The sequence below is a fragment of the Bradyrhizobium murdochi genome (assembly GCF_000472965.1).
In the GTDB taxonomy this organism is placed as follows: domain Bacteria; phylum Pseudomonadota; class Alphaproteobacteria; order Rhizobiales; family Xanthobacteraceae; genus Bradyrhizobium; species Bradyrhizobium murdochi.
The window spans coordinates 1-13,127 of sequence record NZ_AXAU01000027.1 but is presented as its reverse complement, the minus strand read 5'-3'; the positions used below and the strand labels follow the sequence as shown (position 1 = coordinate 13,127).

Sequence of the window (13,127 nt, the reverse complement as noted above, 5' to 3'; positions counted from 1 at the left end):
GGTAAGGCCCGGGCCGGTAACGATTTGGCAAGCAATAAAAGTTACCAAATGGTCAATCAATTCTGGAGAATCCAACGTGAGCGATCAACAATCCCAGCCCACCAGCGGTGAGACCGGAACCCTTGGGGCCGGGCCAGCCGCACCGGACAAACCGGCGCCGAGCGAGCCGGTGGCTGCCGCGGCTGAGATCGAGCCCGTTAGACTGGCGCCCGAGCAGGAAGAGACCTCACCGAAGCCGGACGCGCCCAAGGTGGACGCCGTCAACATGGAAGCGCCAAAGGTTGAGACGCCAAAGGTCGAGGCTCCCAAGATCGACGCCGTAAAGCCGGAAGCGCCGCGCTTTCCCGGCAATGTGACAATCATGTCGCCTGGCGACCGCGTCGGCACTGAGGCGAAGGCCGCGCCGGCGGAGGCATCGTCCGGCAAGCGCAGGATCGGGGCCATGGCCGCCGTCGTGGCGCTGGCGACCGTGGCCGGCGCTCTCGGTGGCGCGTTGGCGACCACAGGCATTGGAAAGTTGATGGCCGGAGATTCGGCCGTGGCGTCGGCGAAGGACAGCGCGCTCGAAGCCTCGGTGGCGCGGCTCGATGCCGAGATCGGTGCACTGAAGGCGAGCCTGGAGCAGACGTCCAAGACGACGACAGGCCAGCTCAACAAGGCCAGCGATCGCCTCGACAAGGTCGAGAAGGCGCAGGCCGAGTCCGCCGCCAAACTCGCCAAGCTTAGCGAGAGCGTCGACAAGCTCCGCGCTGCCCAGGCCTCCGCAACGACCGCTGCGGCCGCGCCGGCCCCTGCGAAGGAAGTGACCGGCTCGGTGCCGCAGCAGGTTGCCGCCGCAGCACCCGCGGCTCCGCCCAAGCCTGAAGTCGCCCGGCTGCCGACCGTCGAAGGCTGGGTATTGCGCGATATTGGCAATGGCAGCGCGCTGATCGAGAGCCGCCGCGGCATGTATGAGGTCTATGCCGGTGATCCCGTGCCCGGCCTCGGCCGGGTCGACGCCATTCGCAAGCAGGACGGCCGCTGGGTGGTCGTGACCAGCAAGGGCCTGATCGTCGCGCGCTAACGGCACGACAAACCAACAGCAAGGCGCTTCACGGCGATGTGAGGCGCCTTTTTTCTTGAATAGACCTCTTTGCGCGGTGTTAGTTGCGACATGAGCCGCGCGCCACGATTTCTCGCCATCTTGTTCGCCTTGCTGTGGGGTGTTTTGCCGGCGCCTGCGGCACAAGATGCGGCGCTTGAGCGCGGTGCCGCCATCACCGATCCCGCGACGTTGCGCGAGCTAGATGGCGGAAAATTTCGCCTCGACCGCATGCTGGTGACGGAGCGGTCGGCGGATACCCCGCTTGCCAACAGCGAACTATTCGCTTTGCCATCGATGGCGGCGGTCCGGCAGGCGATCGACAGCGAGTTCGATCGCTACATAGCGCGGCATAACGCGAGCCTTTCAAAGGAAACGATCGGCGTCGGCCAGGGCTTTGATTTCCAATTGTTCGACCGCACGCTGCTCTATTCACAAGAGACGCGGTTCGTGCTGGCCGGCATCGTCAATCGCATGGACCGCACTTTCACCGCGGAAGCAAGCTGTGGCGAGATACGCCTGATTTACCGCCTGACGCGGATCAACAAGGCGGCGGGTGACGATGCGGCGCCCCCGCGGCTGCCGATGACGCTGAACCTAGTGCTGAAGGCAAGAGGCGAGGGCGCGGCGATCACGTGCTCCGAAATTGCCAGGCGCTGGCTTGGCGGAGAGCCGTCGGCGAGCGGCGGCCCGCTCGATCTGATCGACTATCAGAATATCGACCGCATCGAGACCAATCTCCAGATCGCGCACGCGCCGAAATCCTCGGTTCGCGACTTCCGTACCGATTATCTCCTGAAGGTGTTTCGCTACGACCGGCAAGCGCGAGCGTTCGTGGAATCGCCGATGGAGAACCAGATCGACCGTGCGCGCCTTCTGGCGGACGATGGCTTCAAGCGCGAGTTCAGGGCATGGCTGCTCGATCCCGTCAATCTCGTTGCGTTCGATCGCGGCACCGTGCTGATCCCGGAAAAATTCCTCGCGCATGGCGCGATCGCGCCAACGCCGGTCGGATTCGATCCATCGGATCTGGAGCCGGAATTCGGGCTGGTACAAGGAGAGGGCGCCGTGTTCAGCGAGGCTGACGTGGTGACGGCGTTAAGGAAGGCCACGGAAGGCGGCGCGAAGTTGCAGAATATCCGCTCGCTTGCCGGGTTCGAACGGCGGCTCAACGACGTGACCTGTTCCGGCTGCCATCAGACGCGCGGCATCGGTGGTCTTCATTTCCCTGGCGTCGACTGGATGGCTGACAAAACTTCCAATTCAACCGTCGTGCCGGCGTCGCCGCATTTCTTCGGCGACCAGATCCGTCGCCGCGATATTCTCGTGGCACTCCGCGACGGCAAGCCGCCGGATTATTCGCGCGGATTTGCCAACCGTCCGCAGTTGCGCGGCAGCACCGAACTCGCCGGCAGCAATTATTTCGACGGCTGGGGCGCGCATTGCTATGTTCAGGGCAAACCGGCCGCCAATGCTGACGCGAGTTTTCGCGACTGGACCTGCGCCGAAGGCCTGACCTGTCAAGCCGCCGGCAAGACCTCGCGCATCGGCATGTGCTTCGTCAAAAGTCGCTAGCGATACGCAAGGTCACTTGGCCGCACGATTATTTGGCGTAATGCGTCAAGCGCTTGCCCGGCAACAGATCATAGGCCGACTTCCAGCCGGGCAGTTGCGCCATCCGCCCGAGCCACGCGTTGATCGCGGGATGGCTCACAGCCCAATCATATCCGGTCTCGTCAGCGGGATAATGCAGATAGGCCATCATGGAAATGTCGGCCACCGTCGGTCGTTCGCCAATGGCGAATGCATTCTTCTGCATGTGCTGTTCGAGGATCGACAGGAAATCGTCGAGCCGCCTGCGGAAATGTTTCAGCACGTGCTCGTCCGGCGACGGCGTGAAGGTGCGGAAATAGCGGTAGGTCGCCATGTAGCCGGTGAGCTTGTGGTTGTCCCAGAACAGCCAGCGCAGCAATTCGAACTTCTGCTGCTCGGTCTCGCCGTCGAACCGGCCGAATTGCTTTGCCAGCTTGAGCAGGATCGGCGCGGTCTGGGTGAGACGCTCGCCATCCACTTCGAGCACCGGAATTTCGCCCATCGGGTTGACGTCGCGCCGCCATTCCGGCGTACGCGTGACGCCGCCGCCGAAATCGGTCCAGATCGGTTCGAATGTCTGCCCGCACAGAGTGAGCATCAGCGCGAGCTTGTAGCTGTTTCCCGACTCCGGGAAGTAATGCAGTCGATATCTGGGCATGGCTTTTCGACCTACGCCACCGCGCCGGCTGAGCGCAGCGCTTTGATTGCTGCCTCATCATAACCGGCGTTACGTAAAATTTCATCGCTATGCTCGCCGATGGCTGGCGGCTTGCGCGGCTGAACCTTGCGGCTGCCGTCGACCCATATCGGGCTGTTGACGGTCAGCATGGTATCGTTTTCGAACGGCACCAGTACCTCGTTTTCGATCATCTGCTTGTCGTTCGGAATATCGTCGAGGATGCCGACCACGCCGAATACCAGGCCGTTGCCGTCGAGGATTTTGCGCCATTCCGCAAGGTCCTTGGTCGCAAAGGTTTCGTCGAAAATCTTGATCAGCTCGACCGACCGCGCGTGACGTTCCTTCTTGGTCTCGAAGCGGGGATCGGTAACGAGATCCTCGCGGCCAAGGCAGCGCGCCAGCGTCGGCCATTGCCGGTCCTCGTTGAGCAGGGAGAGGATCAGCCAGCGTCCGTCCTTGCACTGGTAGTGGTTCGTCACCGCGTTCAACGCGCGCTCGCGCGGGCGGCGTTCGCCGAATTTCGCGCCGACCAGTTTTGCTTGCGCCAGCACCGAAGCGGCCCAGACGCCGTTGGCCATCAGGTTGGAGCTGACATGCGATCCCTTGCCGGTGCGCTCGCGCTTGTAGAGTGCGGTGACGATCGCGCCATAAAACGCCATCGCGCAAGGGTGGTCGCCCATGCCAGCGATCGAGCGCGCCGGTGTGGTGTGTTCATCCGCACGGACCAGGTCCATCAGGCCGGAGCGCGCCCAATAGGCGTTGGAGTCGAAGCCGGGCTTGTTGGCTTCCTCGCCCTTCTCGCCGTAGCCGGTGAACGAAGCGTAGATCAGGCGCTCGTTGTGGGGCGCCAGATGCTCGTGGGTGATGCCGAGCCGCTGGCGCACCTGCGGTGGATAATTGGTGATGAAGACGTCGGCCTGGGCGGCGAGGTGATGCAGCACCGCCTGTCCCTCGGGCTTGGAGAGATCGAGCGCAAGGCTCTTCTTGTTGCGCGCTTCCAGCATCCACGCGAAATTATGCTCGCTATGCGGGTAGCCCGGCAAATTCGGCAGATTGCGGTAGGGGTCGCCGGAGCCGGGCGGCTCGATCTTGATCACGTCGGCGCCGAAATCCGACAGCACGGTGGCGGCCGCGGGCGCGGCGATGAAGCTCGCGCAATCCAGAACCTTGAGGCCGTCGAAGATACCCTTTTCCATAGTGCCGCCGCTCCGTGTGGCTTGTTGATTTTTTCGTAAGTCGGAATTACCGCCAGCGAAAGCTGGAATTCGGATGCCATTTGGCCCATGTGGGGTGAGCGATGCAACTACTCGCCGCCAGACATCAGCGCTGCATTTCCGCCGGCAGCCGCCGTATTGATGGTCACCGTCTGCTCGGTTGCAAAACGCGCGAGATAATGCGGCCCGCCGGCCTTGGGCCCGGTGCCGGATAGCCCGTGACCGCCGAACGGCTGCACGCCGACGACGGCACCGATCATGTTGCGGTTGACATAGATATTGCCGACCTGCAGACGCTCGATGGTGTCTTCCACCGTATCGTCGATCCGGGAATGGATGCCGAGGGTGAGCCCGTAGCCGGAGCGTTCGATCGATTGCAGCACCTCGTCGAACCGCTCGGCGCGATAGCGCACCACATGCAGCACCGGGCCGAACACTTCCTCCGTGAGCTGGCCGGCATCGGACAGTTCAAAAATATGCGGCGCGACGTAATTGCCTTGTGGTGCCTCACCTGCAAAGTGCACCCGGGCTTCTTTCTTCATCCTTTCGATATGCGCGTCCAGCCGCTGCTTGGCCTCGGCATCGATCACGGGTCCTATATGCGTGGCCGGATCACTGGGGTCGCCGATGACGAGTTCGCGCGCCGCGCCGGCGATCATCTCGATCACGCGGTCGGCGACGTCGTCCTGCAGGAACAACAGCCGCAGCGCCGAGCAGCGCTGGCCGGCGGAGCGGAATGCTGAGGTCACGACGTCGTCGGCGACCTGTTCGGGCAGCGCGGTGGCATCGACGATCATCGCATTGATGCCGCCTGTCTCGGCGATCAGCGGCACGATCGGTCCATCTTTGGCCGCGAGCGCGCGATTGATCGTGCGCGCCACTTCTGTCGAGCCGGTGAAGACGACGCCGGCGATGTCGGGATGCGCCACCAGCGCGCCGCCGATCCGGCCGTCGCCCGCCACCAGATGCAGCGCGGATGCCGGCACGCCGGCTTCGTGCAACAGCCTGATGGCCTCAGCCGCAATCAGCGGCGTCTGCTCGGCCGGCTTCGCGACGACCGCGTTGCCCGCCATCAATGCCGCCGTGACCTGTCCGAGGAATATCGCCAGCGGAAAATTCCACGGCGAGATCGCGACGAAGACGCCGCGGCCGCGCAGACGGAGCATATTGCTCTCGCCGGTCGGCCCCGGCAGCGGCTTGCCATCGCCAAACAGCTCGCGTCCCTGCGCCGCATAGTAGCGGCAGAAATCCACGGCTTCGCGGACTTCTGATACCGAATCGTCCAGCGTCTTGCGACCCTCTCGTTGCAGCAGCGCGATGAAATGTGCCGCGCGGGCCTCCAGGAGATCCGCAGCTTTTTTCAGCACGGCTGCGCGTGTTTTGGCCGGCGTTCTACTCCAGTTCGTGAAGCCGGCGCGTGCGGCCGATACCGCCGCATTCGCCTCCATCTCCGTCGTATCCGCAATGCTTCCGGATGCGGGCAGTCGTTCCGCAGCGATGGCCGAGACGAGTTTGCTCAACGCCGCGCGTTCACCGAATTCGATTCCGCGGGAGTTTTTTCGTTGCGGCCCATAGAGATCGCGCGGCAGCGGGATATTCGGATGTCTGGCATTGTTGGCGCTGCCGACGATATCAGCGGGGCGCCGCAGCAATTGCGAGACCGGCACCGCCTCGTCGGCGGCGAGCGCAACAAAGGATGAATTGGCGCCGTTCTCCAGTAATCGCCGCACCAGATAGGCGAGGAGATCGCGGTGGCTGCCGACCGGCGCGTAGGTGCGATGAGCAATATCGGGACGGTCCTCGCCTAGCTTTACGTAGAGAGCCTCGCCCATGCCGTGCAGGCGCTGGAATTCGAATCCGCTCTGCTCCGTTGCCAGTTCGAGGATGGTCGCGACGGTGAGCGCATTGTGGGTGGCGAACTGCGGAAATATCCGTGGCCGCAGCGCCAGCATCTGTTTTGCGCAGGCAACGTAGTTCAGGTCCGTCATCGCCTTGCGGGTGAACACGGGATAGCCGTCGAGCCCGCGTTCCTGCGCGCGCTTGATCTCGGTGTCCCAGTAGGCGCCCTTGACCAGCCGCACCATCATGTTGCGGTCGAGGCTGCGTGCGAGACGATCGACGTAATCGATCACGTCACTGGCCCGTTTCTGATAGGCCTGGATCGCGAGGCCAAATCCGTCCCAGCCCGCAAGTGAGGGATCAGCGAAGGCGGCAGCGATCACGTCGAGTGACAATTCCAGCCGGTCCGCTTCCTCAGCATCAACGGTGAAATTGAGATCATAGGCTTTGGCTTGCCGGGCGAGGTCGATCAGCCGCGGGACCAGTTCGTCCATCACCCGCGCTTGGCTCACCGCTTCGAAGCGGGGATGTAGTGCCGAGAGCTTGACCGAGATGCCGGGCCGGTTGGGCAGGGGACGGTCATCGGCCGTGCGGCCGATCGCCTCGATGGCACTGGCATAGGAAGTGAAGTAGCGCGCGGCGTCGTCGGCGGTGCGGGCGCCTTCGCCGAGCATGTCGAAGGAGTAGCGTTGCTGGCGCGCGGAATGCGGTTGCGCCCGCGACAGCGCCGCCTCGATGGTCTCGCCGAGCACGAAATGATTGCCCATCAGTCGCATCGCCTGCCGCGTTGCCGCCCGCACCGCGGGCGCGCCTAGCCGCTTGGTCAGCCGTCCGATAGTGCCCTGCGGGGTCTCGCCGGGCTGGATCACGCGGGCCGACATGCCGAGCGCCCACGCTGAGGCGTTGACCAGGAAGGCGCTCGACTTGGTTTCATGATGGATGAAGTCGCCCTGGCCGAGCTTATCCTCGATGAACTGGTCGGCGGTGCGGGCGTCCGGGACCCGCAACAGCGCTTCCGCCAGCACCATCAGCGCCAGCCCCTCCTTGGTCGACAGCGCGAACTCGCGCAGCATGTCCTCGACCCCGCCCAGCGGGTCGTCATTGGCCCTGATGGCCTTGATCAGCGCAGTCGCTGCGCGATCGATGCGCCGCTCCTGCGCCGCGTCCAGCCGCGCGGCCTGGAGCAGGCGGGTGGCCATCGCGAGGTCATCGGGCGCGTAGGGCGCGCTGAAGGGTGGAAGCGGCGACGGAGGAATCAGCATGGGATTTCCAGCATGGGATTTCTCTTGGCTTCGTCCAGTCTAACGGGGCCCGGATGGGCGGAACAGGCCCGCAAGTCCCCTCAATTGCGTCGGCGATGGCGGCGCCGGCGGAACCGACTGGCGCATGGAAAACACAGCGGCCGGAATTTCCGCGGCCTGATCCACAGATCGCGGGCTTGCTGGTTGGCAGCGTGCAGGAGCCGCGCTAATCGTCAGGCACGCCGTCGCTTGGGAACAGCAGGGATCATGAGAGGCGCCACTCCGCCGATACAGGGAAGGCGAACGCGGAATAGCTTCGCGGCCGCGCTTGGCGTGCTTCTGGCTGCGCTGTTTGGAGCGCCGCCGGCGAGAGCGGTCGAGATGAGCGCCGAGGTCGCCAATCTCTACAGCTCGGTTTCGATCTATCCGCCTTCAGCCAAATCCATGACCGTGTGCTACGGCTTCGTGTGCCGGCGCCGCGAGATCCTCGATTTCACGGCCGCCGACCGCAGCGCGCTGACACAGATCATGGCAGCGGGCCGCGCCTCGGCAGCGGCCGAACGCGCGGCGGTGCAGAAGGCGGTGGTGTGGTTCGACCGCCGCATGGGGCCGATCATCGGCACCAACAAGCGCGTGGCGAAAGCTGATTTCCGCTACTTCGACGACAAGCACAATTACGATTGCTGGGATACGACGCGCAATACCACGAGCCTGTTGCTGGTGCTGCAGGAGTGGGGCCTGTTGAAGCATCACGCGATCGGCGATCCGCGCTATCGCGGCAATACGCTGGTGTTGCAGACGCCGCACAACACCGCGGTGCTGGTCGATCGCGCCACCAAGGTCGAATGGGTCGTCGATCTCTGGCCGCGCGGTTACCTGCAGCCACCGGACGTGATGACGGTTCAGAAGTGGGTCACGGAAGATTGAGCGGCCGGTTTTTCGCGCAACGATCTAACCATCGTGCGTGCAGAAGCGGTGCCCGCTCCGCCGAACGCTCACAGTTTCGAGAAGTTTCTTAGGCCCTAGCCTTACTCCCGGATTTAACTCCGAGAGTGCGCCGTTGCCGATTGCGTGGTCGCGCTAAACCTTGAGATTCTCGGCCGAAGTCTTGCCGCGGTTGGCGATCTCTTCGTACTCGACGGTCTGCCCTTCATTGAGCGTCGAAAGACCAGCTTTCTCAACTGCCGAAATATGAACGAACACGTCCTTGCCGCCGCTCGAGGGCTGGATGAATCCGTAACCCTTGGTCGGATTGAACCACTTCACCGTACCTTTAGCCATTCACGTCGTCTCCGCGGAATCAAAAAAATATACGAGCCGCCGGTCCCCGCACTAACCGGCATGCCCGTACCATCAGGATACGCGGGTTGGGGCAGGCTGAATAGCGTAAACGGACCGGCCATTTCGGCAAAAATGCCCCGATTCCCAGCCGATTCCAGCCGTTTTGCCGGTTTTGCGACCATTTGACGTGGCCGGGCGGCCGGCAACTCCAATTTTGGGCGATTTCATGCGGCGGCGCTTTGCTCTTCGTTGGCCAGCGCCGGCAGCATCCGCGCATCTGTCACGCTGCGCACGATCATCGGCTCGTTGCGTCCGCGAATCTCGACTTCATGCTGCGGCAATGCATCGGCGGCGAGGCCTGCGGTAGCGCGAACTTCGTCCGAGATGACGACTTCGCATGCAAGGCTCTTGGTCATGTCCTGCAGGCGCGCCGCGACGTTGACGGCGTCGCCGAGCGCGGTGAACACCATGTGATCGCGGTAGCCGATATCGCCGACGATCACTTCGCCGCCGTTGATGCCGATGCCGAAGCCGATCGGCTCGCGCAAATCATGTTCGAGAAATTTATTCAATTCATCGATGTTGGCCGCGATCATCGCAGCCGCCAGCAATGCTTGGCGGCAGGCTTCCTGCCGGCTGGTCGAAAGTCCGAACAGCGCCAGCATGCCGTCGCCGACGAACTGGTTCGGCATGCCGCCGCTCGCGAGCACCGCCTGCGACACCGCGCCGAGGAAGCGGTTGACGATGAAGACGGTGTCGAACGGCAGGCGCTTTTCCGCAAGCTTGGTCGAGCCGCGCATGTCCACGAACAGGCTGACGAGATAGCGCTCCTGACCAATCCGCGTCGGGTGCGACTCGTGACCATCGGCGGAGGTGTGCGGCAGGAAGAGTTGAAAGAATGAAAGATCGGATGGCGGCCGTAACTGACAGGCGAGGCGGATGGATGGATCCGACGTGCCGACCCGGCTAAGCACGAACGCCTCGCGCTGCGAAGGCTCTGGCAGCGCCGAGCAGTCGCCGATGATGCGGATGCGGCAGGTCGAGCAGCGGGCGCGGCCGCCGCAGACGCTGGCATGCGGCACGTTGTTGCGCAGGCTCGCCTCCAGCACGCTAAGGCCCTTCGGCACGCGCACCGTGCGGCCACTGCCGTAGGACAGGCTGATCATGCCGCGGCGGCGCTCGTTGATGGCGCGGGCGCCTCTCGCCACCAGCGCGATGCCGATCAGGCCGAAATAGCCGAACAGAAAATAGTCGGTGATGCGATCGAGCGCCTGCGCCTCGGCACGCGTGCCGAGCTGGCGCTGCGACTGGGTTTCCGCCCGCCATTCGGCGCTGTCATTGTCAATCACCATGCGCCCGCTCTGATAGAAGCCGAGCATGGAAAGCGTCGGGATCAGCACGGCCGCGGCGAGCAGGAACGGCGCGGCGCGCTTGTAGAACGCCCGCATCCGCAGCCACAGATACAGCCCGATGCAGCCATGCACCCACGCGATGGTCATCACCGCGAGCATCATCCAGATCCGCCACGGCGCCCAGATCCAATACAGGAACAGCACCTGGGGATAGAGCTTTTCATGTCCGTAGAGCGTCTGGCCGAGCCGCACGCCGACGATATGGGCGATGATCAGCATCGGCACGCTGAGGCCGAGCGCAAGCTGCAGCGGCTCGATCGCCTTCCAGCGGAATTGCCGGCGTTCGTAGAGCGCCCAGATGCCGAGCCCGGTGTGCACCAGGCATGCCGCGTAGAACAGGATCGTGACCGGCAGGAACTGCCAGAACGACGTGTGGAGATAGACGCCGGTCGCCAGCGCCTCGAGCGAGATGTTGCCGAGCGCGTGATTGAGGAAATGGCTGACCAGATAGGCGAACAGGATCACCCCAGTGACAAGGCGGACCTGCCGCAGGCTGATGCCTCGGACGAAGGTCGTGATCTGGTCTCGGGAGAGGGCGGCCATGCGATCCATAAGGTCAATGTCGGGCAATGGTAGCGACTAATTCATACGATGAATACCATCTCCCGTCGTCCCTGCGCCCCGTCTTCGCCAAGGCTTCGCCGGGGTTTGACGTTGGGCTCGCCGAAGCTTTAGCGAAGGCGGCAAGCAGGGACCCATACTCCGCGGCCTCTCAGTGGCGCTGTGGCCCATGCGGTTTTCCTTATCATGATTGGTGGTTATGGGTCCCTGCGTTCGCAGGGACGACGATCAACTTTTTTCCGCCGCGGCTCGTTGACACTCCCGGCACAGTCGAGGAAAAGCGCGCCGTGACCATGGCCCCGCCCAATAACAGCCAAGCCAAACCGGACCGTCCCGCCACGCCACCTTGGCTTGCCGTGGCGTTGCTGATCGCCGCGTTGACGGCGATGCGCCTCGTCTATGCCAGCGTGCTCGATCTGCGTACCGACGAAGCCTATTACTGGACCTGGTCGAAGGAGAGCGCGTTCGCTTTTCTCGATCATCCGCCCGGCATCGCCTGGCTGATCCGGTTCGGCACCGCGATCTTCGGCGACACCAATCTCGGCGTGCGTTTCGGCGGCATCGTCGCGATGCTGGTCACGCAGCTCCTGCTCGCCGACATCGTCCGGCGCGTGACGCATGATGTTCGCGCCGTGATCTTCGCGATGCTGTTGCCGGAAGCAGCGCTGTATTACGGGCTGCTGATGGCGAAGGTCGCGCCCGACACCGCGATGATCCCGTTTGCGGTCGCGATGCTGTGGGCGCTGGTGCGGCTTAACGAGAGCGGCAACCCGCGCTGGTGGCTTGCCGCGGGGCTGTTCGCTGGGCTCGCGCTGCTGTCGAAATTCACCGCGATCATGCTGCTGCCGGCGGTTGCGGCATTCGCGCTGGTGCCGGACTGGCGCCGCCGCTGGCTGCTCAGCCCATATCCTTGGGCAGCGACGCTGATTGCGGTGATCGTGTTTTCGCCGGTCTTGATCTGGAACGCGCAGCACGACTGGGCCTCGTTCCGCTTCCAGTTCGTGCGCGCGGTCGCGACCCATCAATTGTCGCTGCGCACCGTGGGCGAATTCATCGGGCTTCAATTCGGCCTTGTCGGCTTCGTGCTGCTGCCGGTGGTGCTGTCCGGCGTCACGCTGACGGCCTGGCGCGGTTACCGCACGCGCGAGCCGGTCGCGATCCTGCTGTCGACCGCCGTGCTGGTGCCGTTCCTCTATTTCCTCTGGAAGTCGCTGACGCTCCGCGTCGGCGACACCTGGCCGATGTTCCTGTGGCCCGCCGGCTTTGCCGCGACCGCCATCAACCTCGTCATGCTGCCGCGCGAGGGCTTTTCGGAGTGGATGGTTCAATCGACGTTCCGGTGGGCGAGGGTGGCGGTGATCTCCGGCATCGCCTTCGTGGTCGGCGTGTTCTTCTATTACATCGCGGCGCCCTGGAATTTTATCGGCAGGACCGATCCCATCGGTGGCGAGGCCGGCTATCAGCAGGTCGCGACGCGCGCGCGGGATCAGTTGCAGAAGACCGGTGCGAGCTGGATTGCCACGTCGGATTATCGCACCTATGCAATGCTGCGCTGGCATTTCAAGGGGCAGGTGCCGGTCATCCAGATCAACGAGCGCGGACGGTTTCAAGGCTTTCGCGATCCCGGCATGAACCTGATCAAGGATCATCCCGGCCTCTACGTCGGCCGCGAGCCGGACCATCGCCTGCCGCTGTGGGATCTCACCACCGCAGAACGCGAGCCGCTGGAGCGGGTGGAGCGCGTCTGGCGCGGGATGGTGATGGATACCTACGCGCTGGAAAAATTGACGGGCTGGACTCCCGAACTCTCGCCACCGCCAGATTCGCCGCTGTTCCGCTGGCGCGTGCTGGCCGGCGATTGGGGGCGTGATGCGGTTGCTGCGTAGCCTCGATGCGCGGGCGGTCGGCTCCCTCCCCCCTTGCGGGCAGGGCTGTCCGGGGAATGATTCACTATGTCGCGGTGCATGCTCGGCGAGACCGAGGCAAATCGGCCTTTTCTGGTTGTCGAGACACAGAAGGCCGAGCATGCGATTTCGCGATAGCATTTTTGGAAGGCTCCTTGAACCGATCAATCGGCGGCAGTTTCAGACAGTTGTGGATCGTCTGGGCGGGGATGCCTACGACAAGTCATTCAAGAGCTGGGATCATCTGGTGGCGCTGATCTACGCGCAGCTGAGCAGGAACGACAGTCTGCGCGGGGTGGTGGCGGGCTTCAATGCCAATCCG

At 63.7% G+C, this 13,127-nt stretch carries 10 protein-coding genes; 5 read left to right on the top strand and 5 right to left on the bottom strand.

Annotation, left to right across the window (positions count from 1 at the left end; translation table 11 throughout):
- Positions 1 to 76 precede the first annotated feature (76 nt).
- Positions 77 to 1,063, top strand: a complete 987-nt coding sequence (locus tag YUO_RS0132845) for a hypothetical protein (RefSeq protein ID WP_028351041.1) — start codon at positions 77 to 79, stop codon at positions 1,061 to 1,063.
- A 90-nt stretch (positions 1,064 to 1,153) separates the two neighbouring features.
- Positions 1,154 to 2,656, top strand: coding sequence for a hypothetical protein (locus tag YUO_RS0132840; protein WP_028351040.1), 1,503 nt, complete (start codon positions 1,154 to 1,156; stop codon positions 2,654 to 2,656).
- Between the two features lie 28 nt (positions 2,657 to 2,684).
- On the opposite strand, the gene YUO_RS0132835 is transcribed toward YUO_RS0132840, so the two are convergent.
- The 3 genes from YUO_RS0132835 to putA all read right to left on the bottom strand — a co-directional run bounded on the left by YUO_RS0132835 (position 2,685) and on the right by putA (position 7,668).
- Positions 2,685 to 3,332 carry a glutathione S-transferase family protein gene (locus tag YUO_RS0132835; protein WP_028351039.1) on the bottom strand — a complete coding sequence of 216 codons (648 nt, stop codon included), beginning with the start codon at positions 3,330 to 3,332 and terminating at the stop codon, positions 2,685 to 2,687.
- An 11-nt stretch (positions 3,333 to 3,343) separates the two neighbouring features.
- On the bottom strand, positions 3,344 to 4,549 hold the full coding sequence (locus YUO_RS0132830; protein ID WP_028351038.1) for a CaiB/BaiF CoA transferase family protein: 1,206 nt from the start codon (positions 4,547 to 4,549) through the stop codon (positions 3,344 to 3,346).
- A gap of 107 nt (positions 4,550 to 4,656) precedes the next feature.
- Positions 4,657 to 7,668 carry a bifunctional proline dehydrogenase/L-glutamate gamma-semialdehyde dehydrogenase PutA gene (gene putA / locus YUO_RS0132825; RefSeq protein ID WP_035728160.1) on the bottom strand — a complete coding sequence of 1,004 codons (3,012 nt, stop codon included), beginning with the start codon at positions 7,666 to 7,668 and terminating at the stop codon, positions 4,657 to 4,659.
- 246 nt (positions 7,669 to 7,914) lie between these two features.
- On the opposite strand from putA, the gene YUO_RS0132815 reads away from it, so the two are divergent.
- Positions 7,915 to 8,574 (top strand): hypothetical protein, encoded by a 660-nt coding sequence (locus YUO_RS0132815; protein WP_430649578.1) that lies wholly within the window; start codon positions 7,915 to 7,917, stop codon positions 8,572 to 8,574.
- Positions 8,575 to 8,727: 153 nt separating this feature from the next.
- On the opposite strand, the gene YUO_RS0132810 is transcribed toward YUO_RS0132815, so the two are convergent.
- Positions 8,728 to 8,928 (bottom strand): cold-shock protein, encoded by a 201-nt coding sequence (locus YUO_RS0132810; RefSeq protein WP_028351035.1) that lies wholly within the window; start codon positions 8,926 to 8,928, stop codon positions 8,728 to 8,730.
- Between the two features lie 224 nt (positions 8,929 to 9,152).
- A complete protein-coding gene (locus tag YUO_RS0132805; RefSeq protein ID WP_028351034.1) occupies positions 9,153 to 10,883 on the bottom strand; it encodes an adenylate/guanylate cyclase domain-containing protein in 1,731 nt (576 codons plus the stop codon).
- Positions 10,884 to 11,287: 404 nt separating this feature from the next.
- Here YUO_RS0132805 and YUO_RS0132800 point away from each other — a divergent pair, with 404 nt between their 5' ends.
- Together YUO_RS0132800 and YUO_RS47360 are read left to right on the top strand one after the other, a co-directional pair.
- Positions 11,288 to 12,787 carry a glycosyltransferase family 39 protein gene (locus YUO_RS0132800; RefSeq protein ID WP_235782913.1) on the top strand — a complete coding sequence of 500 codons (1,500 nt, stop codon included), beginning with the start codon at positions 11,288 to 11,290 and terminating at the stop codon, positions 12,785 to 12,787.
- 139 nt (positions 12,788 to 12,926) lie between these two features.
- On the top strand, positions 12,927 to 13,127 hold a 201-nt coding region (locus YUO_RS47360), incomplete at its 3' end, for a DUF4372 domain-containing protein (protein ID WP_035727673.1).

What these genes read in the sequence shown, in the direction of transcription:
- YUO_RS0132840 (WP_028351040.1), top strand. Translation starts at nt 1,154, where the DNA reads ATGAGCCGCGCGCCACGATTTCTCGCCATCTTGTTCGCCTTGCTGTGG.
- YUO_RS0132835 (WP_028351039.1), bottom strand. Translation starts at nt 3,332, where the DNA reads ATGCCCAGATATCGACTGCATTACTTCCCGGAGTCGGGAAACAGCTAC.
- YUO_RS0132830 (WP_028351038.1), bottom strand. Translation starts at nt 4,549, where the DNA reads ATGGAAAAGGGTATCTTCGACGGCCTCAAGGTTCTGGATTGCGCGAGC.
- putA (WP_035728160.1), bottom strand. Translation starts at nt 7,668, where the DNA reads ATGCTGATTCCTCCGTCGCCGCTTCCACCCTTCAGCGCGCCCTACGCG.
- YUO_RS0132815 (WP_430649578.1), top strand. Translation starts at nt 7,915, where the DNA reads ATGAGAGGCGCCACTCCGCCGATACAGGGAAGGCGAACGCGGAATAGC.
- YUO_RS0132810 (WP_028351035.1), bottom strand. Translation starts at nt 8,928, where the DNA reads ATGGCTAAAGGTACGGTGAAGTGGTTCAATCCGACCAAGGGTTACGGA.
- YUO_RS0132805 (WP_028351034.1), bottom strand. Translation starts at nt 10,883, where the DNA reads ATGGCCGCCCTCTCCCGAGACCAGATCACGACCTTCGTCCGAGGCATC.
- YUO_RS0132800 (WP_235782913.1), top strand. Translation starts at nt 11,288, where the DNA reads ATGCGCCTCGTCTATGCCAGCGTGCTCGATCTGCGTACCGACGAAGCC.